The sequence below is a fragment of the Pinisolibacter sp. DMC19 genome (genome assembly GCF_056313985.1).
In genome coordinates, this window is record NZ_JBQUZF010000002.1 from 487,427 (window position 1) to 513,284 (window position 25,858).

23 protein-coding genes are annotated in these 25,858 nt (G+C 68.7%); 12 read left to right on the forward strand and 11 right to left on the reverse strand.

Translation table 11 applies throughout. The features are described from left to right. Nucleotides 1–182 precede the first annotated feature (182 nt). From ACT53U_RS06720 to ACT53U_RS06740, 5 genes are all read left to right on the forward strand, one after another. The gene (locus tag ACT53U_RS06720) at nt 183–1,049 is read left to right on the forward strand and encodes a xanthine dehydrogenase (protein WP_476153655.1); all 867 of its coding nucleotides are present in this window, start codon (nt 183–185) and stop codon (nt 1,047–1,049) included. Further along, nucleotides 1,046–2,026, forward strand: a complete 981-nt coding sequence (locus ACT53U_RS06725) for an ABC transporter substrate-binding protein (protein ID WP_476153656.1) — start codon at nt 1,046–1,048, stop codon at nt 2,024–2,026. Before ACT53U_RS06720 ends, ACT53U_RS06725 begins: the two co-directional genes overlap by 4 nt. A gap of 3 nt (nt 2,027–2,029) precedes the next feature. Continuing rightward, complete coding sequence (locus tag ACT53U_RS06730) at nt 2,030–2,857, forward strand: ABC transporter permease (protein ID WP_476153657.1); 828 nt, start codon at nt 2,030–2,032, stop codon at nt 2,855–2,857. Continuing rightward, nucleotides 2,857–3,588 carry an ABC transporter ATP-binding protein gene (locus tag ACT53U_RS06735; protein WP_476153658.1) on the forward strand — a complete coding sequence of 244 codons (732 nt, stop codon included), beginning with the start codon at nt 2,857–2,859 and terminating at the stop codon, nt 3,586–3,588. Before ACT53U_RS06730 ends, ACT53U_RS06735 begins: the two co-directional genes overlap by 1 nt. 104 nt (nt 3,589–3,692) lie before the next feature. After that, nucleotides 3,693–4,685, forward strand: coding sequence for a DUF2336 domain-containing protein (locus tag ACT53U_RS06740; RefSeq protein ID WP_476153659.1), 993 nt, complete (start codon nt 3,693–3,695; stop codon nt 4,683–4,685). A 12-nt stretch (nt 4,686–4,697) separates the two neighbouring features. On the opposite strand, the gene ACT53U_RS06745 is transcribed toward ACT53U_RS06740, so the two are convergent. Further along, nucleotides 4,698–7,157, reverse strand: a complete 2,460-nt coding sequence (locus ACT53U_RS06745; protein ID WP_476153660.1) for a glycosyl hydrolase 2 galactose-binding domain-containing protein — start codon at nt 7,155–7,157, stop codon at nt 4,698–4,700. Between the two features lie 184 nt (nt 7,158–7,341). Here ACT53U_RS06745 and ACT53U_RS06750 point away from each other — a divergent pair, with 184 nt between their 5' ends. Next, nucleotides 7,342–7,800 (forward strand): hypothetical protein, encoded by a 459-nt coding sequence (locus tag ACT53U_RS06750; RefSeq protein WP_476153661.1) that lies wholly within the window; start codon nt 7,342–7,344, stop codon nt 7,798–7,800. 13 nt (nt 7,801–7,813) lie between these two features. Here the strand turns inward: ACT53U_RS06750 and ACT53U_RS06755 are convergent, their stop codons facing one another. The 4 genes from ACT53U_RS06755 to ACT53U_RS06770 all read right to left on the reverse strand — a co-directional run bounded on the left by ACT53U_RS06755 (nt 7,814) and on the right by ACT53U_RS06770 (nt 11,543). Then, entirely contained in the window at nt 7,814–8,800 is a 987-nt protein-coding gene (locus ACT53U_RS06755) for a DUF1839 family protein (RefSeq protein ID WP_476153662.1), read from the reverse strand. 334 nt (nt 8,801–9,134) lie between these two features. Further along, entirely contained in the window at nt 9,135–10,097 is a 963-nt protein-coding gene (locus tag ACT53U_RS06760; protein WP_476153663.1) for an amino acid--[acyl-carrier-protein] ligase, read from the reverse strand. A 5-nt stretch (nt 10,098–10,102) separates the two neighbouring features. Beyond that, nucleotides 10,103–11,293, reverse strand: a complete 1,191-nt coding sequence (locus ACT53U_RS06765; RefSeq protein WP_476153664.1) for an acyl-CoA dehydrogenase family protein — start codon at nt 11,291–11,293, stop codon at nt 10,103–10,105. Between the two features lie 4 nt (nt 11,294–11,297). After that, complete coding sequence (locus tag ACT53U_RS06770) at nt 11,298–11,543, reverse strand: acyl carrier protein (protein ID WP_476154003.1); 246 nt, start codon at nt 11,541–11,543, stop codon at nt 11,298–11,300. Between the two features lie 491 nt (nt 11,544–12,034). On the opposite strand from ACT53U_RS06770, the gene ACT53U_RS06775 reads away from it, so the two are divergent. Next, nucleotides 12,035–12,577: an EF-hand domain-containing protein gene (locus ACT53U_RS06775; RefSeq protein ID WP_476153665.1), complete on the forward strand. Its 543-nt coding sequence runs from the start codon at nt 12,035–12,037 to the stop codon at nt 12,575–12,577. Nucleotides 12,578–12,660: 83 nt separating this feature from the next. Here ACT53U_RS06775 and ilvD read toward each other — a convergent pair whose 3' ends face one another. Further along, the gene (gene ilvD, locus ACT53U_RS06780; RefSeq protein ID WP_476153666.1) at nt 12,661–14,517 is read right to left on the reverse strand and encodes a dihydroxy-acid dehydratase; all 1,857 of its coding nucleotides are present in this window, start codon (nt 14,515–14,517) and stop codon (nt 12,661–12,663) included. A gap of 224 nt (nt 14,518–14,741) precedes the next feature. On the opposite strand from ilvD, the gene ACT53U_RS06785 reads away from it, so the two are divergent. The 3 genes from ACT53U_RS06785 to ACT53U_RS06795 all read left to right on the forward strand — a co-directional run bounded on the left by ACT53U_RS06785 (nt 14,742) and on the right by ACT53U_RS06795 (nt 18,835). Continuing rightward, nucleotides 14,742–15,689, forward strand: a complete 948-nt coding sequence (locus ACT53U_RS06785; RefSeq protein WP_476153667.1) for an AEC family transporter — start codon at nt 14,742–14,744, stop codon at nt 15,687–15,689. Between the two features lie 81 nt (nt 15,690–15,770). Then, on the forward strand, nt 15,771–16,880 hold the full coding sequence (locus ACT53U_RS06790) for an ATP-dependent DNA helicase (RefSeq protein ID WP_476153668.1): 1,110 nt from the start codon (nt 15,771–15,773) through the stop codon (nt 16,878–16,880). Nucleotides 16,881–17,149: 269 nt separating this feature from the next. Beyond that, nucleotides 17,150–18,835, forward strand: coding sequence for a methyl-accepting chemotaxis protein (locus ACT53U_RS06795; protein ID WP_476153669.1), 1,686 nt, complete (start codon nt 17,150–17,152; stop codon nt 18,833–18,835). Nucleotides 18,836–18,912: 77 nt separating this feature from the next. Here ACT53U_RS06795 and puuE read toward each other — a convergent pair whose 3' ends face one another. Next, the gene (gene puuE, locus ACT53U_RS06800; protein ID WP_476153670.1) at nt 18,913–19,836 is read right to left on the reverse strand and encodes an allantoinase PuuE; all 924 of its coding nucleotides are present in this window, start codon (nt 19,834–19,836) and stop codon (nt 18,913–18,915) included. Nucleotides 19,837–19,943: 107 nt separating this feature from the next. Next, entirely contained in the window at nt 19,944–20,381 is a 438-nt protein-coding gene (locus tag ACT53U_RS06805) for a hypothetical protein (RefSeq protein ID WP_476153671.1), read from the reverse strand. Nucleotides 20,382–20,611: 230 nt separating this feature from the next. Here ACT53U_RS06805 and ACT53U_RS06810 point away from each other — a divergent pair, with 230 nt between their 5' ends. Next, entirely contained in the window at nt 20,612–20,866 is a 255-nt protein-coding gene (locus ACT53U_RS06810; protein WP_476153672.1) for a hypothetical protein, read from the forward strand. 3 nt (nt 20,867–20,869) lie between these two features. On the opposite strand, the gene ACT53U_RS06815 is transcribed toward ACT53U_RS06810, so the two are convergent. The 3 genes from ACT53U_RS06815 to ACT53U_RS06825 form a co-directional block, all read right to left on the reverse strand. Continuing rightward, nucleotides 20,870–21,718 (reverse strand): CDP-alcohol phosphatidyltransferase family protein, encoded by an 849-nt coding sequence (locus ACT53U_RS06815; RefSeq protein ID WP_476153673.1) that lies wholly within the window; start codon nt 21,716–21,718, stop codon nt 20,870–20,872. 27 nt (nt 21,719–21,745) lie between these two features. Further along, the gene (locus tag ACT53U_RS06820) at nt 21,746–22,450 is read right to left on the reverse strand and encodes a phosphatidylserine decarboxylase (protein ID WP_476153674.1); all 705 of its coding nucleotides are present in this window, start codon (nt 22,448–22,450) and stop codon (nt 21,746–21,748) included. Nucleotides 22,451–22,602: 152 nt separating this feature from the next. Then, the gene (locus ACT53U_RS06825; protein ID WP_476153675.1) at nt 22,603–24,501 is read right to left on the reverse strand and encodes an ABCB family ABC transporter ATP-binding protein/permease; all 1,899 of its coding nucleotides are present in this window, start codon (nt 24,499–24,501) and stop codon (nt 22,603–22,605) included. Between the two features lie 198 nt (nt 24,502–24,699). Between ACT53U_RS06825 and ACT53U_RS06830 the strand changes: the two genes are divergently transcribed. Continuing rightward, the gene (locus tag ACT53U_RS06830; RefSeq protein WP_476153676.1) at nt 24,700–25,320 is read left to right on the forward strand and encodes an LOG family protein; all 621 of its coding nucleotides are present in this window, start codon (nt 24,700–24,702) and stop codon (nt 25,318–25,320) included. The last annotated feature ends 538 nt before the right edge of the window (nt 25,321–25,858 follow it).

A 25,858-nucleotide genomic window follows, 5' to 3' on the forward strand; every position in this document is an offset into this window, starting at 1 on the left:
TTCGGCCGTCCGCTGCCGAATGGGGCGCCGCCATGCCCGAATTCGCGGCATTTTTGGCCGAACGTCACGTTTCTGGTGACGTCGCGCACCGCCATGCGCCGGTGGTACGGCGGTTGCTTTCCGTCTCGTGATGTAATTCAATTATATAAATAGAGGGCCGAGTGCCCGACGGAGCGCCGACGATGCCCTTTCCCTCCCGCCCGCCGCTGGCGGTGCTCCTCGGCACCAACGAGGTCGCCTCGGCGATCGCCGTCCATCTCGGCCATGCCGGCTGGGGCGTCGTCCTGTCGCACGATCCGCTGCCGCCGGTGCTCCGGCGCGGCATGGCCTTCCACGACGCTCTGTGGGGCGAAGGGCCGGCGCTCGAGGGCGTTCCGGCGGTCGGCGTCGAGAGCCTGATCGAGATGCTGGCGGTGACCGCATCGACCGAAGCCGTCGCGGTGACGCGCATGGGTCTCGTCGATCTGATGCCGCTCGGCCGCTTCGATCTCCTCGTCGACGCGCGGCTGCAGAAATATGCCGTCACGCCGGATCTGCGCCCCTTCGCGGCGGCGACGATCGGGCTGGGCCCCGGCTTTTCCGCCGGCGTCGACTGCGACGTGGCGGTGGAGACCCGTCCGGACCGCCTCGGCCACCTCCTGACCCGAGGCAGCACGGCGGCGCCGGACGGGTCTCCTCCCCTGCTCGGCGGCCACGGCGAGGAGCGTTTCGTCCGCGCCGCAGAGGCCGGCCACTGGCGCACCGCCTTCGCGATCGGCACCCGCGTGTTCCGCGGCCAGATCGTCGGGCGGATCGGTCGGGAGCCCGTGCAGGCGCCGATGGACGGCGTGTTGCGCGGCCTCGTCCGCGACGACACCGAGGTGCCGGCCGAGACCAAGCTGATCGAGATCGACCCGCGCGGCCGTTGGCAGGCGCAGTGGTCCGGCATCGACGCGCGCGGCGGCACGATCGCCCGGGCCGTGGTGCGGGCCGCCGCGTCGCTCGACGCCGACGTCCGCGCCCGCACCCTCTCCCTCGCCGCCCCCTTCCCCGACAGGAGCCCCCGATGACCGCCTTCCTCGATCGCCGTTCCCTTCTCCTCGGCGCCGCCGCCCTCGCCGCGACGCCGCGGGCCTTCGCCGCGCCGGTCTCGGATGTCGAGGTGCTGCTGGCGCCGAACGGTTCGTCGGTGGTGCTCGCCGATCTGATCGAGGCGGGCGGGCTCGCGAGTGCCGCGCCGGGCGCCAAGTTCCGCACATGGCGGACGACCGACGACCTGCGCGCCGGCATCGTCTCCGGTCGGTCGCGGCTCTTCACCACGCCGAGCCACGTGCCGGCGAACCTGGTGGCGCGCGGCATGCCGCTGAAGCTCCTCTGCATCCTCGGCATGGGGCATCTGTCGATCGTCACCTCGGACGAGACGATCCGTTCCTTCGCCGATCTCGCCGGCAAGCCGATCCTCGGCTTCTTCCGCCACGACATGCCCGACCTCACCTTCCGGGCGCTGGCGAAGATGGAAGGCATGAACCCCGACAAGGACTTCGTGCTCACCTATGTGCAGACGCCGATGGAGGCGGCGCAGATGCTGGCGGCGGGACAGGCGACCACCGCCGTCCTCTCCGAACCACCGGCGACCGCGGCCATCGCCATGGCGGCGGCGCAGGGCAAGAGCCTGCGTCGTGCCTTCGATCTCAACGACGTCTGGGGGCACCACAAGGGCAAGGCGCGGATCCCGATGGCCGGCATCGCCGTCCACCAGAGCCTGATCGACGAGAGCCCGGAGATCCTCGCGGCCCTGCGCGCCGGGCTTCCCGCCGCCAAGGCCCGCGTCCTCGCCGATCCGCCGGCGGCGGCGAAACTCGCCGAACGCACCATGCAGATGAAGGCGCCGATCTTCGAGAAGTCGTTCCCGCATCTGAAGATCGACCTCGTCTCGGCCAAGGCGGCGAAGGACGAGCTGATCGCCTTCTATTCGGCACTGCTGGAGCTCGAACCCAACGCGGTCGGCGGCAAGCTGCCGCCCGACGACTACTATCTGGATCTCTGAGCCATGAGCGAGCGCCGCGGCTTTCTCCGCATGGTCTGGCCGACGCTGGGGCTGGCGGCCCTCGCCGCCGGCTGGGCCTTCGTCCATGCCCGGTCGGGGCCCTTCGTGCTGCCCTCGCTCCGCGACACCGGGACGGCACTTGCGCGCATCACGGCCTCCGGCGAGGCCTTCGTCGCACTCGCGACGACGCTCGTCCATGCGGTCGGCGGCGCGCTCCTCGGCGCGGCGCTCGGCTTCGGGCTGGGGCTCGCCGGCGGGGCGGTGCGACCGATCGGCGGCATGCTCGCCGCGCCGATCACCGCCGTCCTCGGCGTGCCACCGGTCGCCTGGATCGTGCTCGCCTTCCTGTGGTTCGGCACGGGGCTCCTCGCGCCGCTCTTCACGGTGACGATCACCGCGCTGCCGATCGTCTTCGCCGCGACGCTGCAGGGGATGCGGACGCGCGATGCCGGCCTCGCCGAGATGGCGACGGTCTTCCGCCTGCCGCGGCACACGCGGCTCCTGCGCATCGTGCTGCCGGAACTCGCCGTCCATGTCGCCCCGGCGCTCTCCACCGCCTTCGCGATCTCGTGGAAGGTGGCGCTGACGGCCGAAGTGCTGGGCGACGGCTCGGGCATCGGCGGCGCCTTCGCCACGGCACGGGCGCATCTCGACCTCGCCGAGGCGATGGCCTGGATCGTCCTCGTCGTCGTCTTCCTGCTCGTCACCGACGCGCTGGTGCTCGGACCGCTCCGGCGCTGGATCGCCGGGCACCGCGAGACGACGCCGGGCAAGACGGCCGTCGGCGGCGCGCGCTGCGTCGGCATCGGCGCCATGAGGGAGGTCGCGTGATGCTGCGGTTCGACGACGTCTCCTGGAGCGCGGACGGCCGCGCCATCGTCACCGACGTCGACCTTTCGGTCGGCCGCGCCGAACTCGTCGCCCTGCTCGGGCCCTCGGGCATCGGCAAGACGACGCTGCTGCGGCTCGCCGCCGGCCTGATCGCGCCGGGCCGCGGCCGCGTGTCGAACGACGGCGGTCGCACCGCCATGATCTTCCAGGAGCCGCGCCTGCTGCCCTGGGAAAGTGCTCTCGACAACGCCGCCCTGCCGCTTTCGGCCGACGGGCTGACGCGCCCCGAGGCCCGCGAGCGGGCGCGGCACTGGCTCCTGCGGCTCGGTCTCGGTGAAGGCGATCTCGCCAAGCGGCCGGCCGGGCTCTCCGGCGGCATGCTGGCGCGCGTCGCGATCGCCCGCGCCTTCGCCATCGAGCCCGATCTCGTCCTGCTCGACGAGCCCTTCGCCGCGCTCGACCCGGCGCGGCGGCAGGCGTTGCAGGGCATGCTGCGCGATCTCGTCGTCGGCACGCGCGTCGCGGCGCTCTTCGTCACCCACGATCCGAGCGAGGCGGTGCGGCTCGCCGACCGCATCGTCGTGCTCTCGGGCGCGCCGGGGCGGGTCGCCGCCGACATCGTCAATCGCCCGGTCGACGAGCCGGCCGAGATCTGGTCCCGCGTCGCCGAACTGGCGCGACGGCCGGAGCTGGCGAGCCTGTGGCGAAGGCCCGCCGTCGCCTGTGGCTGAAGGGTCCCGATCCGCATTGTTTCGGATCGGTTTCGGATGCGCCGGCAAATAAGGTTTCTTCAACCACCTTACGCCTATCGTTGCGGAAGGAGAGGAAACCCGACATGCGAGAGCGACGTCTGAGAGAGCTATATCAGGATTGGACGAGCGGAAAACGCCCCGATCCCGAACTGCTCAAGCGGCTGGCCGAAGAACTCATGCGTCACGACGGCGATTTGACTTCCGCCGAAGGTCAGATTTTCTCGAAACTCGTGCTCGCCTTGTTCGGCAAGGTGGGGCTGCTGGAGCGCTTCGCCTTCGCCCGCAACGTCTCGACCCATCCACACGTGCCGCGGGCGGTCGTCTCGCGCATGCTCGAGGACGACCACCTCGTCGTCTCGGCGGTGATCGAACATGCACCGTTCTCCGACGTCGAACTGCTCGAACTCCTGACCACGCGCGACAACGACCGCGTCCACACCGCCATCGCACGCCGGCGCGGGCTTTCGGAAGCGATCACCGAGGTGCTGGTCGCCCGCGGCCGGCCCGACGTGCTGGCCGCACTCGCCGGCAACCAGACCGCCCGCCTGTCCGAGCCGAGCCTCGAGACGCTGTGCGACATCGCCGTACGCCAGTCGGCGATGGGCAAGGCGCTCGCCCGCCGTCCCGACCTGCCGCCGCAGGTCTCCACCCTGCTCAAGCGCCGGCTCGAGGCGCGTCATCTGGTGGTCGCCGAACTCTCCGACGACGAGTTGGTCGAGATCATCGCCGTCAACGAACGCGAGGCCGAGGAAGTCGCCATCGCCTGGCGCAATCCGCTGTCGATGATCATGACCGACTTCCTGATCGACCGCGGCCGTGCCCGCGTGTTGCTGACGGTCGCCGGCAACATCGGCGCCAAGATCTCGACGCGCGGCTTCGACCTGCTCTCGGCGATCGCCGCCCATCAGCCCGAGATGGACGACGCGCTCGCCCGACGCGGCGACCTGCCGCCGACGATCGCCCGCTTCCTCCATCGCCGGATCGGCGAGCGCATGCGGCTCAGGATCGATCAACTGGTCGCCCGCGACCTCGCCCGCGGCCGGCGCCCCTTCGTGCTGCGCCAGAAGCCGGCCTGAGATCCGCCGCCGTCAGCCGTAGCGTGCGACCTCGAGCGCATCGAGGGCGCGCACTTCGCCGTGCGGGGTCGCCTCCGCCGGCGCGCCCGGCCGGAGCCGGAGCGCGACCGTCCGCTCGCCCGGCGCCAGATGGAAATGGTCGTCGACCGCGACGAAGGCCTCGTCGACGATCGTCACCGCGGTGACCGCCACCGCCGCTCCGACCACCAGCCGCCAGTCGCCGGCGCCGCCCTCGAGCCGCGCGACGAGACCCGCCGCACGCTTCACGGCGCTGCGGCCGAGCGGCCAGTGGAAGGCTTCCGCGACCGTCGTGCCGTCGGCCGCCGCGAGCCGAGCGTGGGTGAGGTCGTGGGCGGCGGGGCCGAAGCGATAGGCGCGCGTGGTGTCGAAGAAGCCACCGAAGAGATCGGTCGCCGCGATCGAGAGGTGGCCGCGCGCCGGGATCTCGACGTCGCGGGCGCCGGACGCCGCCGGACGGCGCCCTTCCGCCAGGGCCGCGAGTTCGATCCGGCCGGCGACCGGCGTCGCGGTCTCGTTGACGAGGTGGACGACGAGGCCGTTCACCCCTTCGTCCGCGAGGATCACCGCAATCGGCGCCGCGGCGCGGGCGAGGCCGTGGAAGCTCGACTTCGCCACCCCCTCGGCATCGACGAAGCCCCAGCCGGCGCCCATCCGGGTGTCGCGATGGAGGAAGACCAGCGCGCCGCGGGTCGGCGAGCCGGGACGGCGCAGCGTGCGGATGGTCTCTTCCACCACATGGGCGGTCGTCGCCCGGCCGATCGCCAGCGCGCGGGCCGGGTCCTCCTGGCGCAGCGCCGGATCGGTTCGGAAGATCTCGGTCTCGTAGTGGAGGCGAGTGTCCTCGAAGTCCCAGGCAGCTCCCGAATCGCGCGGCACGCGTTCCTTCCACTTCGGGTGATGGACCGGCGACACGGGCAGCCCTTTGGCCAGCGACACCTCGTCGGGGACGTGGGCGAAGGCGAGACATTCGGCGGCGAAGCGGACGCTGGCGAGGCGTGCGTCGTCGAGCGGGCGGCGATAGGCGCCGACGCCGAACCAGTGGCCGACGCCCTCGTCGACGACGAAGGGCATGGGGCCACCGTCGGGCGTCGAGCGCAGCCGCGGCAGCGTCGGCAGGCGGCGGGCGAGGATCTCGGGCAGAACCTCGTCGAAGAGGGCGTTGCCCCACATCGACGGCGGCAGGCCCATCATCGCCGCCTGTTGCGTCACTTCCGAGCCGCCACAGGCGACGACCGTCGAGGGCGAGAGAGCGAGCCGCGCCGCGACCTCCTCGGCCTCTGCCGCACACAGCCCGACGAAGTCGGGATCGGCAGCGGGATAGTCGAAATTGGCGAACATCAGGTCCTGCCAGACCATGATGCCGAGCTCGTCGCAGAGCGCGTGGAAATCCGGCGGCGCATAGAGGCCGATGCCGGCGACGCGGACCATGTTGAGGCCCGCCGCCGCCAGTCGCTCGAGGTCGGCGACGAAGGCGCCGCGCGTCGAAGGCAGGCCGACGAGATCGGCCTCGGTCCAGACGACGCCGCGGGCGAAGACCTCGACGCCGTTGACCCGCAGGCCGAAGCCGCGACCGTCGCGCCCGCGATCGAGGTCGATGCGGCGGAAGCCGACACGGCCGAGCGGAGTGGACAGACCGTCGCGCACGAGAGCGACGTCGTGGAGGGTCGGTGCGCCGTGGGTCGCCGGCCACCAGGGAGCGATGCCGGCGAGGTTGAGCCGCGCCGTCCACGTCCCCTCGCCGCTCGCCACCACCGGCGCCTCGCAGCCGGCGCAACGGACGATGCCGTCGGGGCGGGCGGCGGGGTCGCGCGGGGTGATGGTGACGTCGAGATGGCCGTCCATACCGTCGAAGCCGGCGACGAAGGCGACGTCGACGATCGGGTTTGCGGCCGGGTCGATCAGGCGGATCGGCCGGAAGGGGCCGACGGCGTCGACCGGCGGGCACCAGCCCGGCATGTGGCCGAGGAGCGTGGTGCGGATCGCGCGCAGGCGCTGATCGGGAACCAGGGTCGAGCGCCAACGGGCGCGCTTGGGCTTCACGGTCTCGAGGGCGCGGTCGAGCGAGCGGAAGACGATCGCCAGTTCCATGCCCGGCCGGCAGTCGACCGCCACGTCGCGAGCGACGAACATCGAGCGCGAGCGCAGGATCTCGACACCGTCGAGGAAGACCTCGGCGATGGTCGCGAGCCCGTCGAAGCGCAGGATGCGGCGGCCGGCGACGTCGAGCCGCGTGCGGTACCAGTGGTCGCGATCGTGCAGCGGCGTCGGGGCTTCGAGGTCCCAGCGGCCGGCGGCAGAAAGCGCTGCGGCGACGGTGCCGGGGGCAGTCGCGGGGACGCTTTCGAGATCATCCGCGAGATCGGCCGGCGTCGCCGCGGCGCCCGGCGCGGTCGAGACGAGGCTCCAGCCGGTGTCGAGGAGGGTCGAGGTCTCGAAGGGGCGGAAAGGCACGGGGGAGGTCTCCGGCGACTCGGGGAAGAACGGGGGACAGGATACTCCACGCGACGCACCCACGTCGGCTTGCGGAAATCATGCGGCATGCGTAATTCTACTCAGACATCTGTCGGCGGGCCGATCGGGCCCGTCCCGGGTGCCGCGACGGCACGTGTCGCTGCCGGATGGGGAGTGAGGAACGATGCGAAGCGCCGTACGAATCATGCTCGTCGTCGGTCTGGCCACGGCGGTCCTCGCCGGCATCGTCCGAGAGGTTCGCGCCGCCGGCGCTCCGGTCGTGGCGTCGATGGACGACGGCTGGCAGAGCGTCCAGCGCCGCTGGGTCGGCAACGGCTGGAAGCCGTTCCATGCGGAGGGCTACAATTTCGCCATTCGCGGCGACACGCCCAAGCGCTGGGGCGCGGGTCTGCGGCAGGACACGGCCGTGGCCTTCGCCGCGATCTGCGATGCCTGCAGCGGTGTGCGGATGCGCCTGATCGGCCGGAACGGCGCGGTTCTCGCCCAGGGCCAGCCGGTCGGCAATGCGACCGCCCTGACCTTCATGCCGATGGCGACGGAGGCGGCTGCGATCGAACTGACCGCCGCCGGCTGTCGGGCGCCATCCTGCGTGATCCGCTACACGAGCTTCGGCCGCCGCTGACCCCTTAGCGGCCTCACGCCGCGTCGCGGACGCTCGTCCCGAGGTACTTGGCGTCGAGATCCGTCATGATGCGGTCCCAGGCCGCGGCCATGGTCTCGATCATCTCGGAGAGCCCTTCGAACTTCTTGCGCGCCATGGCGCGGGCGAGCTTGAACTGGAAGACCTTGGCGGTCTCGGCGATCTCCTCGGCCGAGGCGATCGCCCGGTCGAGACCGGTCTCGCCGTGGTCCTTCAGCCAGGCGAGATGGCTCGCCAGCAGTTCGAAGTTGGCGCCGTACTGGCGCGGCAGGTTGAAGGCGTAGGTGTGGAACCACTCCGGCGGCCGCGTCGCGAGGTCGGCCGCATGGCGGCCGAAGTCGGCGGCCCAGGCGGCAAGCGGGTTCGACGCCGGGCGGCGGGCGAGATGATGCTTCATCAGCGCCACGGCTTCCGCGACGAGATCGACACGCGGGGCGCGTTCGGGAAACTTCAGGAACTCGGCGTAGGGGAAGAGCTTCGCCGGATCGGCGACCGCGTCCTTCGCACCGAAGATGCCGTCGTAGTCCTCGCCCTCGAGGGCGGAGACGACGTCGTTGTGGAAATAGACGAGGCGACGCGCCTCCGGATCGATCGACTGGATGCCGATCGTCGTCTTGGGATGCGTCGTGCGATAGGAGACGCCGAGCGTGTCGGGCAGGAAGTGCCCGTCGACCTCGACGACGACGATGCGGCCGCGCTTCGCCTGTTCGACGACATGCGCCTCGAGCCGGTCGAAGATCGACAGCTCCAGCAGACGGAAGCCGAAGAGGCGTTCCATGTCCTCGGTCGGCACCTTGAAGAAGGTCGCCTGATCGCCCTCGTAGTCCTGCGTCACGGTGAAGCCGAGCATGGCGAGGGGATCGTGGCCGTGGGCGGCGACGATCTCGATCCACAGATCGGTCCAGCAGTTGGTCTGCGGCCAACGGCGATCGGGCCCGTGGAGGGCATGGGAGCGATGGGTCGCGGGGTCGAGAGCGGGCATGGAATGTCCTCGATCTGGCGCATGGTCTCACGGACGGGATCGCTCGGATGCCGCCCGGTTTCCCCCTCCCCTCAGGGGAGGGGCAGGGGGTGGGGTGATGTGGGAGGTTCCACTCGAACGGCGTCCGAGAGGAGAACTCCGACCCCACCCGGCCCTGCGGGCCACCCTCCCCTGATGGGAGGGTGAAGGCCTCGCGGCTCGGTTCCGTCGGGCGAAGCCGCCACGGCCTCGCCCATCATCCCTTCGCCCTTCGAGGCCCGGCTCGCGCCGGGCACCTCAGGGTGAAGGGGGCTTTGTGCATGCGGCGGGACGTGTCTCCCACCGTCCGGGAGCCTCAGCCCCACAGCACCTTGCGCACGGACGCCGGCCACTGGGCGACGTCGTTGCCGTGGTGCTTGAACAGCGCCAGCGTGATGCGCTCGAGGCCGAAGCCGACGCAGGCCGAATGGGCCTTCTCGCCATCCTCGCGAACGAGGTTCCACAGGGTGCCGAAATGGTCCTGGTGGTAGTTGAACGACAAGCAGGCGGTCGGGCCGAGGCCGTCGTTGACCGGAACCAGAAGCTCGAACTTCAGCTGCTGGTCACGCTGGTTGCGCGCCATCAGCTTGCCGCCGCGGCCGAAGAACGGGTCGTTGGCGACGTCGAGCTCGCAGGGCAGCCCCAGGCTCTCGATCAGCTTCGGACCACGCTCGAGCCAGCGCTCGCGGAAGTCCTGGACCTGCTCGGCGGTGCCGATGCGGACGTTCTCGCGCATGCGGAAGAACTGCATGCGGGTCGGTTCCTTGGAGGGCTCGTGGCGGAAGCAGTAGCTCTTCAGGTCGAAGAGCAGTCCGGCATCCGGCACCGCGCCCCTGGCGGCGACCGCCGGGTAGAGCGGGTAGCAGGCGGCGGGGGTGAGGACGAGGTCCGTCGCCTGCTGGAACTGCGACCAGTCACCGCCTTCCGCGATCGCGGCGATCAGGCGGCAGTGGTCCATGTCGTTGCCCATGAAGGAGTGCACGGAACCGGCGAGCTGCGGGAAGCTCTTCAGGTAACCGGACTTCTCCATGTTGACGCGGGGCATGGCGGGGGGGAAGTGGATCTTCACCGCACCGTCTTCCCGGGAGAAGCGCTCGACGAGCGCCTCGAACCGGTCGATCACGTCCTCGAAGTCGCCGGAGCGGCCGTAGAGGCCGTCGACACCCGAGGGGATCAGAACGCCGTCCGCGAACAGCGTGTCGAGGAACGGCTTGGCCGAGGTCTCTTCGGCCTCGTCGGCGGTCTCGACCGCCTCGAAGTTCGGGGGAACGGCGTTCATGCGGATCACGCTCCGATCGAAGTGTCGATCTTGCTCATGAGGAGCAGGCTCGAGGCGTTGCCGAGGATGCGATCGTTGTTGATCATGATCGCGGCAGAGAGGAGATCGCGGTAGTTGCGGCAGATCGACCACGGGCTGTCGTTGCGATAGCCGTTGAGGCCGAGGATCATCAGCGACTGCTGGGCGATCTCGGTGCCGAGTTCCGACGCCGACACCTTGATGGTGCAGAGTTCGGCGATGAACATGAGGCTGTTCATCAGGTTCTCGTCGACCAGAGCGGCCTCGTAGTGGGCGATGCCGGCGGTCAGCAGCGACTTCATCTTCTGCAGCGTCGCGGAGGCCTCGGCGAGGCGCAGGGCGCCCGGCGGGATGACGCCCGGACGCTTCTTGGCTTCGGCCTTCACGAAGGCCTGGGCCTTGACCACGGTGTCGGCGGCGATGCCGTACCAGGTGGCGCACCAGATGATGTGGGCCATGGCGAGCATGGACTGGGCGGCGATCTCGCCGAAGGGCTGGACGAAGATGTGACGGGCGTCACCTTCGGAGATCAGCTCGAAGCCGATCGACCGGGTGCCGCGCATGCCCATCGTGTCCCAGGTGACGGTCTCGCGCAGGGTGTAGTCTTCCTTGCGGCAGACCACCATGACCTGATCCGACGAGGCGGCATCGGGATGACGGCGGCAGGTGGCGAGGATCGCGTCGCTCTCCCAGCCGTAGGAGATGCAGGTCGCCTGCTTGGTCAGGCGATAGCGGCCGTCCTTGACCTCCACGGCGCAGATCGAGTTGCGCAGATCGCCGCCGATGCCGCCTTCGGTCGTCGCCGAGCCGAGCAGGAGCTGATCGCGGGCGCATTCGCGCATGAATTCGATGTGCCAGTCCGACCCGACCGAATGCTGGATCAGCGACGACATCTTGATCTGATGCATGCCGTAGACCATGGCGGACGAGCCGCAGGCCTGGCCGAGACGAGCGACGAGGCCGCAGATCTCGGTGAAGGAGAGGCCTTCGCCGCCGTATTCCTTCGGGATCCAGCAGCCGAGCAGACGCTCGCGCTTGAGGGCCTCGAAGGTCTCCTTCGGGAAACGACCGACGGCATCGACGTCGGCGGCGTACTTCGCGGCCACTTCGTCGGCGACGCGCGCCATGCGCGTCAGAGCGGACTCGGTCAGCGACGTGGGATCGATGGCAATGTTCATGGGATCAAGCCCTTCCGGCAACGAGTTCGGACACGGAACGGTCGATCGAGGCGATCGACTGGAACGTCTTGCGGTTCAACATGCGTTCCGGGAATTCGATGTCGAAGGCTTCTTCGAGGGCCAGCATCAGCTGTACCGACGCAAACGATGTCATCCCGAGATCGTAGAGATCGGCCTCGTCGGGGACGTTGTCGACCGGAACCGGAATGATCTTGTGACTGCCGAGAAGCTCGCGAATCTGAGTGGCCATGACACTCCCCTTTTGGAAATGACCCATGGCCGGGACCCTGACACGAATTCTGAAAGATAGAGTGAAGCGAGATGATTACCCGCAGGTTGACGAAACGATTCGCCTCGTCGGGTTCATCCGCGACCGGCGGTCGCGGCAGATCTTGCCGAGCAGCGCTCATTGCCCGGCAAACCTTACCGTTCCCCGACGTCGCCGGAGCATCTCACAGGTCGTCGAGGCCTCATATATTTCCAGTGATTTTCTGAAAATTTACCGAGACTTGCGCGAGACATCTAGAGGAAACAGGGCACGGTCCTTGTACAGCGGGAAATGAGCCGGACCATTCCGGACCGGCTGAGCATGAGGAGCCACCGACGATGATCGGTTCCTTGAACACATCCTCCATGCAGACCTCGTGGAACAGCCGAACCTCCGGTTCGTCGAGCTCCACGCAGGCGATGCAGGGACCGCCTCCCCCGCCCCCCTCCGCCAGCGATGCCGCGTCTTCGATCATGTCGTCGCTCGACAGCGATCAGAGCGGCGGGCTCTCCTCCAGTGAACTGCAGTCCTTCGTCGACGGGCTCGACGACAAGACCCGCAGCTCGCTCCTGTCGTTGCAGGAGGATTCCTCCTCCTCGTCGTCGTCCTCTTCGACGTCGACCGACGCCGCTTCGTCGACCGACGGAACGTCGTCGAGCGACCTCGTCTCGCAGCTGATGGCGAGCCTCGACCAAGACGGCGACGGCTCGGTGTCGGAAGACGAGCTGTCGAGCTTCATGGAAGCCAACGCCCCGCCGCCGCCGCCGCCCGGCGGCCCGAACGGCGGACCGCACGGCGAGCAGGCCTCCACGTCCTCGACGTCGTCGACCGACTCCTCGTCCTCCACGACGACGACGGCCTCTTCGAGCGACACGTCCACGTCCTCGACCACGTCGTCGAGCGACACCGACACGTCGAAGTACTCGCAGATGCTGGCCCAGATGTTGATGCAGACCTACGGCCAGGCGACGAGCAACATGACGCCGCCCGCCTCGACCTTCGACGCGGCTGCGTGAGGCCCCATCGGAACGACGAAGGGCGGGAGCCCCCGGCTCCCGCCCTTCATCGTTTCCCATGGTGCGGATCGATCGGTCGCCGATCAGCGCTCGATCTGGCTGACGTCGCGGACGGCGCCCTTGGCGGCCGAGGTCGCCATGGCGGCGTAGGCGCGCAGCGCCGCCGAGACCTTGCGGGCGCGCGGCTCGGCCGGCTTCCAGGCGGCCTTGCCCTTGGCTTCCATCTTCGCACGACGATCGGCCAGAACCTCGTCGGAGACGAGCAGGTCGATCTTGCGGTTCGGGATGTCGATGCGGATGCGATCGCCGGCCTCGACGAGGCCGATGTTGCCACCCTCCGCCGCTTCCGGCGAGGCATGGCCGATCGACAGACCCGAGGTGCCGCCGGAGAAGCGGCCGTCGGTCAGCAGCGCGCAGGCCTTGCCCAGGCCCTTCGACTTCAGATAGCTCGTCGGATAGAGCATCTCCTGCATGCCGGGACCGCCCTTGGGGCCTTCGTAGCGGATGACGACGACGTCGCCCGCCACCACCTGGCCGCCGAGAATGCCCGCGACCGCGGCGTCCTGGCTCTCGAAGATCTTCACTTCGCCTTCGAACTTCAGGATCGACTCGTCGACGCCGGCGGTCTTCACGATGCAGCCGTCGAGCGCGATGTTGCCGAAGAGAACCGCGAGGCCGCCGTCCTTGGAGAAGGCATGGTCGGCGTCACGGATGACGCCCTTGGCGCGGTCGGTGTCGAGGCTGTCCCAGCGACGCGCCTGCGAGAAGGCGGTCAGCGACGGCACGCCGCCCGGAGCCGCCTTGTAGAACTCGGCGACCGCCGGGTCGTTCGAGCGCACGATGTCCCAGGTGTCGATCGCAGCCTTGAGCGAAGGCGCGTGGACGGTCGGCAGGTCGGTCGCGAGAAGGCCGGCACGTTCCAGTTCGCCGAGGATGGCGAAGATGCCGCCGGCGCGGTGGACGTCCTCCATGTGGACGTTGGCGACCGCCGGGGCGACCTTGGAGAGGCAGGGCACGCGGCGCGACAGACGGTCGATGTCGGCCATCTGGAAGTCGACGCCCGCCTCCTGCGCCGCGGCGAGGAGATGCAGCACGGTGTTGGTCGAACCGCCCATGGCGATGTCGAGCGTCATGGCGTTCTCGAAGGCCGGCTTGCCGGCGATCGAGCGCGGCAGCACGCTCTCGTCGTCGCTTTCATAATAGCGCTTGGCGAGATCGACGATCAGCCGGCCGGCCTCGAGGAACAGGCGCTCGCGATCGGCGTGGGTGGCCAGCGTCGAGCCGTTGCCGGGCAGCGACAGGCCGAGGGCCTCGGTCAGGCAGTTCATCGAGTTGGCGGTGAACATGCCCGAGCACGAGCCGCAGGTCGGGCAGGCCGAGCGCTCGTAGGATTTCACGTCCTCGTCCGACACCTTGTCGTCGGCGGCGGCGATCATCGCGTCGATCAGGTCGACCGACTTGGTGTCGCCGGTCGAGAGCAGCACCTTGCCGGCCTCCATCGGGCCGCCGGAGACGAAGATCGTCGGGATGTTGAGGCGCAGCGACGCCATCAGCATGCCGGGGGTGATCTTGTCGCAGTTGGAGATGCAGACCATGGCGTCGGCGCAGTGGCCGTTGACCATGTATTCGACGCTGTCGGCGATCAGGTCGCGCGACGGCAGTGAATAGAGCATGCCGTCGTGACCCATGGCGATGCCGTCGTCGATGGCGATGGTGTTCATCTCCTTGGCGACGCCGCCGGCCCGCTCGATCTCGCGGGCGACCAGCTGGCCGAGGTCCTTGAGATGGACGTGGCCGGGGACGAACTGGGTGAAGGAGTTCACCACGGCGATGATCGGCTTGCCGAAGTCGCCGTCCTTCATGCCGGTGGCGCGCCACAGACCGCGGGCGCCGGCCATGTTGCGGCCATGGGTGGAGGTGCGGGAACGATAGGCGGGCATCGGCTCTTCCTTCGAGGAGGTCGCGGCGAGGCGCGACGGATTCCAGCGATCTTCGAGCGGTTCAAATAGCTCGATCCGGGCGTCGAGACCAGAGGCAGACGGCGGACTTCGACGCATCTCGCGGCGGGATCGTCCCATGCGGGCGCGGCGGTGTTCAAATCCGACCGGTCATGTTAGCGAAAACAGGACGATCCGCCCGGCATCCCGCCGTCGATCGCAGTGGGATGCCCATGCTGTTCGCCCTCGAGACCGTCGTGCCGATCTTCGCCTTCGTCGCCATCGGCTGGGTGATGGCGGTGACGCGCACCATCGGGCCGCAGGCGGCCGACGGGCTGGCGATCGTCGCAGGCGCCGTCGGCATTCCGATGCTGATCTTCCGCACCATCGTCTTCGCCGACTTCGGCGCGGTGTCGCCCTGGGCGCTGTGGGCCTGCTACTTCCCGGCGGCGGCGATCTCGTGGGGGATCGGCCACTTCGTCACCGCCCGCGTCTTCGATCGCGACGCCCGCACCGCCGTCATCGGCGGCATGGGGGCGGCCTTCGCCAACACCGCCTTCGTCGGCCTGCCGCTGGCGCAGAAGGCCTACGGCGACCACGGCGCGCTGATCGTCACGCTGATCATCTCCGTCCACATGCCGATCATGATGACGGCGGCGACGCTGATGATGACGCGCGCCTCGGGCAAGGACGCACCGGGCGGCGTGTTCCGGACCGTCTGGCGGATCCTCAAGGCGCTCGCGACCAATCCGATCGTGCTCGGCATCTTCGCCGGCCTCGCCTTCCGCTACTTCGCGCTGAAGCCGACCGGCGTGGTCGAAAAGACCGTGCAGTCGATCGCCGAGATGGCGAGCCCGGTGGCGCTCCTGTCGCTCGGCATGAGCATGCATTTCCGCGGCATCCGCGGCGACATCGCGCCGTCGCTGGCGATCTCGACGCTGAAGCTGGTGGCGATGCCGGCGCTGGTGCTGGCGACCTGCCGGCTGGTCGGGCTCGACGCCGCCGACACCGGGCCGCTGGTGGTGGTGGCGGGCGTGCCGGCGGGCATCAACGTCTTCATGCTGGCGAGCCAGTTCGGCGCCGGGCAGCGGCTGGGGGCCGGTGTGGTCGCGCTGACGACGGCGCTCGGCGTCCTGACCTCGGTCGGCTGGCTCACGCTGCTCGGGGCGCAGTGACGAGGCCCGCAACCTCTGTTTTCATTTTGTTCCAATCCCTGTAGAACCTTGCGCGAAGGGTCGGGCGAGGATTCGCATCGCATGGAATGGGCACCCCAACAGGATCGGGCACTGACCGAGATCGCCGACTGGCTGAAGCGCGGCGACGCCCAAGTCTTCCGGCTGTTCGGCTATGCCGGCACCGGTAAGACGACGCTCGCGCGCCACATCGCCGAGGGCGTCGACGGCGACGTCTGTTTCGGCGCCTTCACCGGCAAGGCGGCGCTGGTGATGCGCTCCAAGGGCTGCGACGGTGCCTCGACCATCCATTCGATGATCTATCGCCCCAAGCGCCCGGCCGAGGACGAGGAGGAAGAGGAGGAGACCTTCTCCTTCACTCTCAATCGCAACTCGGACGCCGCCAAGGCCGATCTGATCGTCATCGACGAATGCTCGATGGTCGACGAGGATCTCGGACGCGACCTGCTCTCCTTCGGCAAGAAGACGCTGGTGCTGGGCGATCCGGCGCAGCTGCCGCCGGTCAAGGGCGGCGGCTTCTTCACCGAGGCGACACCCGACGTGATGCTGACGGAAGTGCACCGGCAGGCGGCACACAATCCGATCATCCGCCTGTCGATGGACATCCGCGAGGGGCGCGAGCTCGAGCCGGGCGACTACGGCGAGGCCGCGGTGATCGGCCGGCGCGAGATCACCGCCGACCGCATCCTCGCCGCCGACCAGGTGCTGGTCGGGCGCAACAAGACGCGGCATCTCTACAACAAGCGCATCCGCGAGCTGCGCGGCTACACCGCCACGACGCCGGAAGTCGGCGAGAAGCTCGTCTGTCTCAGGAACGACAAGACCAAGGGCATCCAGAACGGCGGGCTCTATCGCGTCACCCGAGTGAAGAGCCCGAAGGGCGCCTTCCTGAAATTCGACCTCGCCGCCGAAGACACGACCGAACGGCGGCGCATCGCGGCCTCGGTTCTTCCAGCCTTCTTCGAAGGTGGAGAAGATGCTCTGCCTTGGCAATTGCGTCGTCGATCCGATGAATTCGACTACGGTTACGCGTTGACCGTCCACAAGTCGCAAGGTTCACAGTGGGACGACGTCGTGCTGTTCGACGAGAGCTTCGCCTTCAAGGAACATCGCGCCCGCTGGCTCTACACCGGCATTACCCGTGCGGCAGAGCGCCTCACCATCGTGACGTAAGGGCATCCCGGCCGTCTCGCCGGCGCGGTGCCCGACAAGACGTTGTGAAATCGTTTTCAGTCACGATTGCGGCAGTTTCCCGCGAATTCTACCGCGACGACGGCATCAGCCTTTCGTCTAATTTTTCTGACGTCGCGTCATCTTCGCGTGGAAACTGTGCGGCCACGTGGTTTCCCGTATGTCGACAAATCGCCGTGCCGAAATGATTTCTTTAACCACCACGGCCTATTTTTGCAGCGGAACGCCTGCGAGAGCCGGAACAAGAAAACATGTTCAGCCGCATCAAACTGACCCTCGGGCTTCGGTTTCTCACGATCATCGCCATCGCGGTCGTGATCATGAGTGCCGGAACGATCTATGCGATCTACCAGTTCCGCGAGGCGATGATCGAGCTGCGCCAGCAGCAGGCCAAGGCGGTGATCGACACCACCGCCTCCCATCTCGGTGGACTGCAGCGCAAGGTCGCGGCCGGAGAGATGACGCAGGAAGCGGCGCGCAAGGCAGGCGCCGAGGCGATCACCGCGATCCGTTTCGAGGGTGACAACTACATCTTCGCCTATGACGAAGCCGGCAGGCTGGTCGCCTCCGGCAATCCCGCGCTGAAGGTCGGCACCGACGGCAACGGCGCGGTCACCGCCGACGGCAAGAGGCTGATGACGGAGATGCGCGCGGTCGCCGCGAAGGGCGGCGGCTTCGTCGACTATCAGTGGACGCGCCCGGGCGACGGTTCGAGCAGCCGCAAGAGCGCCTATGCCGTGACCGTCCCCGGCTTCGACTGGTTGATCGGCACCGGCACCCACGTCACCGACGTCGATACGACGATCATCCGGACCGTGATGTGGATCTCGGCCGGCTGCACGCCGGCGATGGTCGCCTTCGTGATCTATGCGCTGTGGCTCGGCCGCGGCATCTCGCGTCCGATCAATCGCCTGACCGGCGTGATGGACGAGCTCGCCGCCGGCGACACCTCGGGCAAGGTGCCCTACACGGTCCGCAACGACGAGGTCGGCGAGATCGCCCGCGCCGTCGAGGTGTTCCGCCAGTCGATGATCGAGCGCGACGCGCTGAAGCTCGAAGAGGCCAACATCGCCGACGAGCACAATGCCCGCGCCGGCCGGATCGAGAAGATCATCTCCGACTTCCGCGGCGAGGCGGCGCAGATCGTCGCCTTCGTCCGCACCACGGCGCAGGACATGACGGTCTCGGCCGAAGAGTTGACCAAGACGGCGCGCGAGACCGGCCAGTCGATGCACGAGGCCGAGAAGCTCGCCTATGCCGACGCCGAGCACGTCGCCGCCGTGGCGCATGCGACGTCGGAACTGTCGTCGACCGTCATCGACGTCGGCCGCCAGACGTCGGAGGCCGGGCGCATCACCTCGGAAGGCGCCGAACAGGGGCGCGAGGCGCGCCAGGGCGTCGCCGCGCTGGCCGACACCGCCGAGAAGATCGGCGTCGTCGTCGACCTGATCCGCGCCATCGCCGACCAGACCAATCTCCTCGCCCTCAACGCCACGATCGAGGCGGCGCGGGCCGGCGAGGCGGGCAAGGGCTTCGCGGTCGTCGCCTCCGAGGTCAAGCAGCTCGCCACCCAGACCACCAAGGCCACCGAAGAGATCGGCGGCAGCGTCGCCGCCATCCAGTCGGCGACCCGCGAAGCGGTCCGTCAGATCGCCTCGGTGACGCATTCGCTGGAGGCGATCGAGAATTCGAGCTCGACCATCGCCCAGGCGGTCGAAGAGCAGACCGCCACCACCAACCAGATTTCCGACCGCTCGCGCGACGTGGCGCGCGACACCGCGCTCCTCACCGAGGCGATCTCGCGGGTGGCCGGCGCCGTCGACGACACCTCGCGCGTCGCCGACGAGGTGACCGGCGTCGCCAAGGAACTGGCGGAGGCCGCGAGCGAACTCGACGGCCGCATCTCGCGCTTCCTGCAGGACGTCGCGGCGGCCTGACGCGCGATGCCGTCCCGATGCAGAAGAGGCCGCCCAATGGGCGGCCTCTTTCGTTTCGGTGTCGCGTCCGACCGGCCTCAGCCGGCGTCGGCGGGGCGATGGTGGGTGTGCCAGTGCCAGGCGATGTCGATGCGGCGCGGGATCCACACCTTCTCCTTCGACGCGATGTAGTCGAGGAAGCGGGCGAGGCCGGCGGCGCGGCCGGGGCGGCCGACGATGCGGCAGTGGAGGCCGACCGACATCATCTTCGGGCTCGTCGCCCCCTCCTCCCACAGGACGTCGAACGTGTCCTTGAGATACTGGAAGAACTGCACGCTCTCGGTGAAGCCCGGCGCGTTCGAGAACCGCATGTCGTTGGTCTCGAGGCTGTAGGGGATGACGAGATGCGGGCCCTTGGGGCCTTCCTCCCAATAGGGCAGATCGTCGGCATAGGTGTCGCTGTCGTAGACGAAGCCGCCTTCCGCCTTGACCAGGTCGCGGGTGTTGACCGAGGTGCGGCCGGTGTACCAACCGAGCGGTCGCGAACCGGTCACTTCCGTGTGGACGCGGATCGCCTCCTCGACGTGGGCGCGCTCCTCCTCCGCGGTGACGTTGCGATAGTCGATCCACTTCAGACCGTGGCTGGCAATCTCCCAGTTCGCCTCCTTCATGGCGGCGACGATCTCGGGATTGCGGGCGAGCGCGGTGGCGACGCCGTAGACGGTGACCGGCATCTCGCGCGACGTGAACATCCGCCACAGCCGCCAGAAGCCGGCGCGCGAGCCGTATTCGTACATGCTCTCGACGTTCATGTGGCGCTGGCCCGGCCAGGGCTGGGCGCCGAGCACGTCGGAGAGGAAGGCCTCGGAGGCGGCGTCGCCGTGCAGGATGCAGTTCTCGCCGCCCTCCTCGTAGTTCACCACGAACTGCACCGCCACGCGCGCGCCGCCCGGCCACTTCGGGTCCGGCGGGTTGCGGCCGTAGCCGATCATGTCGCGGGGATAGGCGGTATCGGCGGTCATGAGACACCCTCACAAGCGTATACGGTGACGCATACAGTGCGTCCGTCGCCGACGCGAATTCAACCCCCGCCGCGCGGAGACCATCCATTCGGGAAACGGAGAGCCGCTCAGCGCCGCGGTGACCGCGAGGGCGCGGCGCGCACCGGCACCGGTTCGAGCCGCGGCGCGGGGGCCGGCATCTTCAGCACCTCGATCCTCATACCGCCGCCGGGGCCGTCGTCGTCGTCGTCCTTGGGCAGCAGCATCACCGCGGTGGCGATCGCCACCGAACACATGGTGACGAGGAAGCCGAAGACGAGGAGGATGAAGCCGATCCAGGGCTCGCTCGAGCGCATGATCAGCGAACGCAGGTGGGCGGTATCGGTCACCAGCACGACGGTGACGAGCACCAGCGCGACCGCCGCGCCGATCAGCCAGTTGACCGCGAAGAGGCGGAGCAGCGGGTCGTCGCGCAGGCGACGCGGCCCACCCGCCAGGGCGAGATCGGGGTCGGCGAGCATGGGGTCGCTCGGCTCGAATTCCCCATCGCGACGATCGTCGTTCATGCGGGCTGTCTCCCGAAGCGCTCTCGAGAAAGAGGATAGCGCGCCGTCTCGTCCCGCACAGAGGAAAAGCGCCGAAGTAGACAAAAAGATGCAGACGCCGTCGAAAACGTCACGATCGCGTGCGACGATCGGGCACGGATGGCGGCAATCCGACAGAATGGCGATGGCACGAAACGTGCTTGGTCTTTTTTCAGTCGACCGAATCACCCGAAGGGGCCACGGAGCGCGACATGACGGACAGAAAGACGTCGCCCGGCGTCGCAGAATGGACGCCGACCACCAGAGTCCTCGGCGAGTGCCCGCCCGGCTGGCAGGCCGATCCGCACGCGATGGCGATCGACGCGCGCGTCGCCGAGATGCGCGCCTTTCTCGCCCGGATGCGGCCGACGAGTGACGCCGAGGCGCTGAAGTGCCTGCGCGACGCCTTTCCCGAGGCGAGCCTGTCGGCCCGCGTCGCGGTCATCGCCGGAGCGGCGCGGCGCTGAGGCTCAGGGTTCGACGTCGTCGATCTCGGGCTGCGGTTCCGAGGCTTCCGCCGCCTTGTGTTCGCGATCCATGCGACGGAAGACCTGCCAACCGACGGGGATGCAGACGAGATAGGCGATGGTGGTGATCGCCAGGAACGGGAACGGCCAGCTGACCAGGAAGGCGATCAGCATCACCACCGCGACGATCATCGGCACGACCTTGTCGCGCGGCACCCGGGCGCCGATCTTCTTGCCCGACCAGGTCGGGATGGTGGAGACCATCAGGAAGGCGACGAGCGCGAGATAGATCGCGACCACGCCGGCGATCGGACGGGCCGGAGCGAATTCGAAGATCTGCGACAGATAGAGCGGCAGCAGCGCGGCGATGGCGCCGGCGGGCGCAGGCATGCCGGTGAAGAAGTTCGCCTGCCAGGCGGGCCTCTCGGTGTCGAGCTGGGTGTTGAAACGGGCGAGGCGGAGCACGGCGCCGAGCACATAGGCGAGCACCGCGATCCAGCCGAAGTTGCCGGCGAGCTTCAGCACCCAGATGTAGAGCAGCAGCCCCGGCACGACGCCGAAGTTGACGAAGTCGGCGAGGCTGTCGAGCTCGGCGCCGAAGCGCGAGGTCCCCTTCAGCCAGCGCGCGACGCGGCCGTCAACGGCATCGAGCAGCGCGGCGAGCACCACCGCGCCGACCGCCCATTCGAAGCGGCCGTCGAGGCCCATGCGGATGCCGGTGAGGCCGGCGCAGAGCGCCAGCAGCGTCACCAGATTGGGCAGGATGACGCGGAAGGGCAGCGAGCGCAGGCGCGCGAAACGGCGCCCGGTGCGGATCGACTGGTGGTCGACTTCGGGAAAGAGCTCGCTCATCGTCCGATCTCCGGAAGCAGCCGCCGATCAGGCGGTGTGGTAGACCGGCGCGGCGGCACCGCCCGTCGTCAGGTCGGCGAGGATGGTCTCGCCGGCGATCGTCGTCTGGCCCAGCGCCACCTTGGGCACGGTACCGACCGGCAGATAGACGTCGAGGCGCGAGCCGAAGCGGATCATGCCGATGCGGGTGCCCACCGTGTGGTGCGAGCCCTCGGTCGTCCAGGTGACGATGCGGCGGGCGACGAGGCCGGCGATCTGGACACAGCCGATGGTGCCGAGCGAATGGCGGATGACGAAGCCGTTGCGCTCGTTGAACTCGGACGCCTTGTCGAGCTCGGCGTTGAGGAACTTGCCGGGCGTATAGGCGATCTTCTCGATCTCGCCGGTGATCGGCATGCGGTTCACATGGACGTTGAACACGTTCATGAAGATCGACACGCGCAGCATCGGCTCGGCCGGCAGGCCCAGTTCCGGCGGCGGCAGGACCTCGCCGACATGGGAGACGCGGCCGTCGGCGGGAGCGACCACGAGGCCCTCGGCCTCGGGGGTGACGCGGACCGGATCACGGAAGAAGGCGGCGACCCAGATCGTCAGGCCGAGCAGGATCCAGAACAGCGGCTGCCAGAAGGCGCCGAGCACCAGCGTCAGGATCAGCGCGATCGCCACGAAGGGCCAGCCTTCGCGATTGACCGGGGGGAAGGCCTTGGTGATCGTCGCCCAGAGGGAATCCATGCCGTCAGCTCTCGTCTATCAGCGCAGGCGCGCGGGGTCACGTCTCGGCGCGCAGGCGCGCGCGGGGTGACCAAGGACCTATACGGGAACGGCGGCGAAGAAAAGGCCACACGTCGGCGCAGGCGCTCTCGCGAGCGCCCGGCCGCACGCTTTCACTCCGCAGCCGGGGCGCCGCGCTTGACCACGCCGAAGGGGTCTTCGGCCTCGGTCTTCTCCAGCTGCTCGCGGGCCTCGTCGGCGGCGCGCTGGCGGGTCCACATCGAGGCGTAGAGACCACCCTTCTCCAGGAGGTCGTCGTGGCGGCCGCGTTCGGCGACGATACCCTTGTCGAGCACGAGGATCTCGTCGGCGCCGACCACCGTCGACAGGCGGTGGGCGATGACCAGCGTGGTGCGGTTGCGCGAGACGCGGTCGAGCGCCTCCTGGATCTCGCGTTCGGTGTGGGTGTCGAGCGCCGAGGTCGCCTCGTCGAGCATCAGGATCGGCGGCGCCTTGAGAATGGTGCGGGCGATCGCCACGCGCTGCTTCTCGCCGCCCGAGAGCTTGAGGCCGCGCTCGCCGACCTCCGTCTCCCAGTGCTTGGGCAGACGCTCGACGAAATCGGCGATCTGGGCGAGGCGGGCGGCCTCGCGCACGTCCTCTTCCGAGGCGTCGGGGCGGCCGTAGCGGATGTTGTAGGCGATGGTGTCGTTGAACAGCACCGTGTCCTGCGGAACCATGCCGATGGCGCCGCGCAGGCTCTCCTGCGTCACGTCGCGGATGTCCTGACCGTCGACGGTGATGCGGCCGCCCTTGACGTCGAAGAAGCGGAAGAGCAGCCGCGAGATGGTCGACTTGCCCGCCCCCGAGGGGCCGACGATGGCGACGGTCTTGCCGGCCGGCACCTCGAAGGTGACGCCCTTGAGGATCTGGCGCTCGGGGTCGTAAGCGAAGTGGACGTCCTCGAAGCGGATGGTGGCGTCGCGCACCACCAGCGGCTTGGCGCCCGGCTTGTCGGCGACCTCGGCCGGCTGGCCGAGGATCGAGAACAGGCTCTCGATGTCGACGAGGGACTGCTTGATCTCGCGATAGAGCGTGCCGATGAAGTTGAGCGGCACCGACAGCTGCATCATCAGCGCGTTGATCATCACGAAGTGGCCGACCGACTGCTCGCCCTTCGACACCGACCAGGCCGACAGGCCCATGCAGACCGCCATGCCGATCGAGAAGATCACCGCCTGGCCCATGTTGAGCCAGGAGAGCGAGGTGTAGGTGCGGATGGCGGCGTTCTCGTATTTCGCCATGGCGCGATCGTAGCGGGCGGCCTCGAGGCGCTCGGCGCCGAAATACTTCACCGTCTCGAAGTTGAGCAGGCTGTCGACGGCCTTCGACATGGAGTCGTTGTCGGCGTCGTTCATGTCGCGGCGGATGTCCATCCGCCAGTCCGACGCCTTGATCGAGAACCAGACGTAGACCCACGTCGTCACCGCGATGACGGCGACATAGGTCCAGTCGAACTCCCACAGGATCACCGCCGCCATCAGGGCGAACTCCACGATGGTCGGGAAGCCGGCGAGGATGGAGATGCGGACGATGGTCTCGATGCCCTTGGCGCCGCGCTCGACGATGCGGCTGAGGCCGCCGGTGCGGCGCTGAAGGTGGAAGCGCAGCGACAGGGCGTGGAGGTGGCGGAAGGTCTCAGTGGCGAGTTCGCGCACGGCGTGCTGGCCGACGGCGGCGAAGAGCGCGTCGCGCAGCTGGTTGAAGCCGTTGGAGGCGATCCGCACCATGCCCCAGGCGACGACCAGCATGATCGGCGCGGCGAGCAGCCCGGTGGCGGTCGGCGCGGCGCCCGAAGGGGCGAGCGCATCCGTCGTCCACTTGTAGACGAAGGGCATCCACACCGTCAGCACCTTGCCGGCGACGAGGGCAAGCAGCGCCCAGATCACGGCACGCTTCAGGTCGGGACGGGAGGCGGGCCACAGGTGGGGCCACAGGTCGCGCAGCGTCTCGAGCGTCTTGCCGTCGCCGACCGGAACGTTCGGGCCGACGGGCTTGTGGTGTCGCGACATGGGAATCTCTTCGGGAAGGCGGGCTTGGAAGGTTTCCATGTAAGGCGTCGGCGGCGGAATTCAAACCCCGCGGCACGCAGGGCGGCCAAGACGGGCCGTTCTTTCGCGAAAGGGGTTCCACGGGCGGGCGAAGCGGATAGACTTGGCCCATGCTGCATCGCGAAAGCCCGATCCGGGCCGACGACGGAGACCCCCCCTGTGAGTGCGCTTTCCTCCATCTGCATCTACTGCGGTTCCGGCAAGGGCGCCGATCCGGCCTTCGAACGGGCGGCGGTCGATCTCGGCCGGCTCTTGGCGCGCGAAGGCATCCGCCTCGTCTATGGCGGCGGCTCGCTCGGCCTGATGGGCGCGGCGGCGCGCGCCTGCCTCGCCGAGGGCGGCAAGGTGACGGGCATCATCCCGCAGTTCCTGGTCGACATGGAGGTGATGCTGCCGGACGTCTCCGAGCTGATCGTCACCGCCGACATGCACGAGCGCAAGCGGCTGATGTTCGACCATGCCGACGCCTTCGTGGCGCTGCCGGGCGGCATCGGCACGCTCGAGGAGGTGGTCGAGCAGATGACCTGGGCGCAGCTCGGCCAGCACGCCAAGCCGATCGTGCTCGCCAACATCGCCGGCTTCTGGGACCCGTTCGTGGCGCTGCTCGCCCACATGCGCGACAGCGCCTTCATCCGCCCGCGCTTCGAACTGTCCTTCGGGGTGGCGAACGCGATCGACGAGATCCTGCCGAAGATGCGCAAGCGCCTCGGCCAGCTCGCCGAACAGGCCGATCAGGCGATCACCGCGGAACAGGCGGCGGTGGATCTGAAGAAGATGTGAGGGCGGAGGGGCGCCGTCGTCGGCGCCCTCGCCGCGTCTCGCGCTCTCCGTCGTCACCTCCCGGACGTGCCTTCGAGGCGTGGCGGGAGGCGTTCGTGCGCGCCATCCGAACACATCTCACCGAACCGAATTGCCGCAGCGCTCGCCGCGACGAGCCGCTTGTCAGCGCCCCTGTCATCGGTTAGCCTCCCGGCAAAAGATAGCGCTAACATACGGCGCGGGGATGAAACCATGACAGAGAAGGAAGCAACCGAGGCCATGCCTCGGGATGGCGACACTCGTCCTGCACCATCGTGACGACAACACGCGACGCCTAGACGTGACGTCGACGCTGCACTTGCGCGTCGATGCTCGTGCATTTGCCGACCATGATCCGACACTGCTCGGTTCGTGAAGGGCATTGCTTTGCGACGACCGGCGTCGATGCATCCCCTCGCCTCTCCTCTTCGATCACGCGTCGCCGCCGGTTCGAACGCGAACGGGCGCGCGCGGTCGCGGCCGGCATCCCGCCGGGGCCTATCGCCGAAGGGACCGATCC

Excerpts from the sequence above, each read along its gene's own strand:
- ACT53U_RS06720 (WP_476153655.1), top strand. The coding sequence starts at position 183 with ATGCCCTTTCCCTCCCGCCCGCCGCTGGCGGTGCTCCTCGGCACCAAC.
- ACT53U_RS06725 (WP_476153656.1), top strand. The coding sequence starts at position 1,046 with ATGACCGCCTTCCTCGATCGCCGTTCCCTTCTCCTCGGCGCCGCCGCC.
- ACT53U_RS06730 (WP_476153657.1), top strand. The coding sequence starts at position 2,030 with ATGAGCGAGCGCCGCGGCTTTCTCCGCATGGTCTGGCCGACGCTGGGG.
- ACT53U_RS06735 (WP_476153658.1), top strand. The coding sequence starts at position 2,857 with ATGCTGCGGTTCGACGACGTCTCCTGGAGCGCGGACGGCCGCGCCATC.
- ACT53U_RS06740 (WP_476153659.1), top strand. The coding sequence starts at position 3,693 with ATGCGAGAGCGACGTCTGAGAGAGCTATATCAGGATTGGACGAGCGGA.
- ACT53U_RS06750 (WP_476153661.1), top strand. The coding sequence starts at position 7,342 with ATGCGAAGCGCCGTACGAATCATGCTCGTCGTCGGTCTGGCCACGGCG.
- ACT53U_RS06755 (WP_476153662.1), bottom strand. The coding sequence starts at position 8,800 with ATGCCCGCTCTCGACCCCGCGACCCATCGCTCCCATGCCCTCCACGGG.
- ACT53U_RS06760 (WP_476153663.1), bottom strand. The coding sequence starts at position 10,097 with ATGAACGCCGTTCCCCCGAACTTCGAGGCGGTCGAGACCGCCGACGAG.
- ACT53U_RS06765 (WP_476153664.1), bottom strand. The coding sequence starts at position 11,293 with ATGAACATTGCCATCGATCCCACGTCGCTGACCGAGTCCGCTCTGACG.
- ACT53U_RS06770 (WP_476154003.1), bottom strand. The coding sequence starts at position 11,543 with ATGGCCACTCAGATTCGCGAGCTTCTCGGCAGTCACAAGATCATTCCG.
- ACT53U_RS06775 (WP_476153665.1), top strand. The coding sequence starts at position 12,035 with ATGTCGTCGCTCGACAGCGATCAGAGCGGCGGGCTCTCCTCCAGTGAA.
- ilvD (WP_476153666.1), bottom strand. The coding sequence starts at position 14,517 with ATGCCCGCCTATCGTTCCCGCACCTCCACCCATGGCCGCAACATGGCC.
- ACT53U_RS06785 (WP_476153667.1), top strand. The coding sequence starts at position 14,742 with ATGCCCATGCTGTTCGCCCTCGAGACCGTCGTGCCGATCTTCGCCTTC.
- ACT53U_RS06790 (WP_476153668.1), top strand. The coding sequence starts at position 15,771 with ATGGAATGGGCACCCCAACAGGATCGGGCACTGACCGAGATCGCCGAC.
- ACT53U_RS06795 (WP_476153669.1), top strand. The coding sequence starts at position 17,150 with ATGTTCAGCCGCATCAAACTGACCCTCGGGCTTCGGTTTCTCACGATC.
- puuE (WP_476153670.1), bottom strand. The coding sequence starts at position 19,836 with ATGACCGCCGATACCGCCTATCCCCGCGACATGATCGGCTACGGCCGC.
- ACT53U_RS06805 (WP_476153671.1), bottom strand. The coding sequence starts at position 20,381 with ATGAACGACGATCGTCGCGATGGGGAATTCGAGCCGAGCGACCCCATG.
- ACT53U_RS06810 (WP_476153672.1), top strand. The coding sequence starts at position 20,612 with ATGACGGACAGAAAGACGTCGCCCGGCGTCGCAGAATGGACGCCGACC.
- ACT53U_RS06815 (WP_476153673.1), bottom strand. The coding sequence starts at position 21,718 with ATGAGCGAGCTCTTTCCCGAAGTCGACCACCAGTCGATCCGCACCGGG.
- ACT53U_RS06820 (WP_476153674.1), bottom strand. The coding sequence starts at position 22,450 with ATGGATTCCCTCTGGGCGACGATCACCAAGGCCTTCCCCCCGGTCAAT.
- ACT53U_RS06825 (WP_476153675.1), bottom strand. The coding sequence starts at position 24,501 with ATGTCGCGACACCACAAGCCCGTCGGCCCGAACGTTCCGGTCGGCGAC.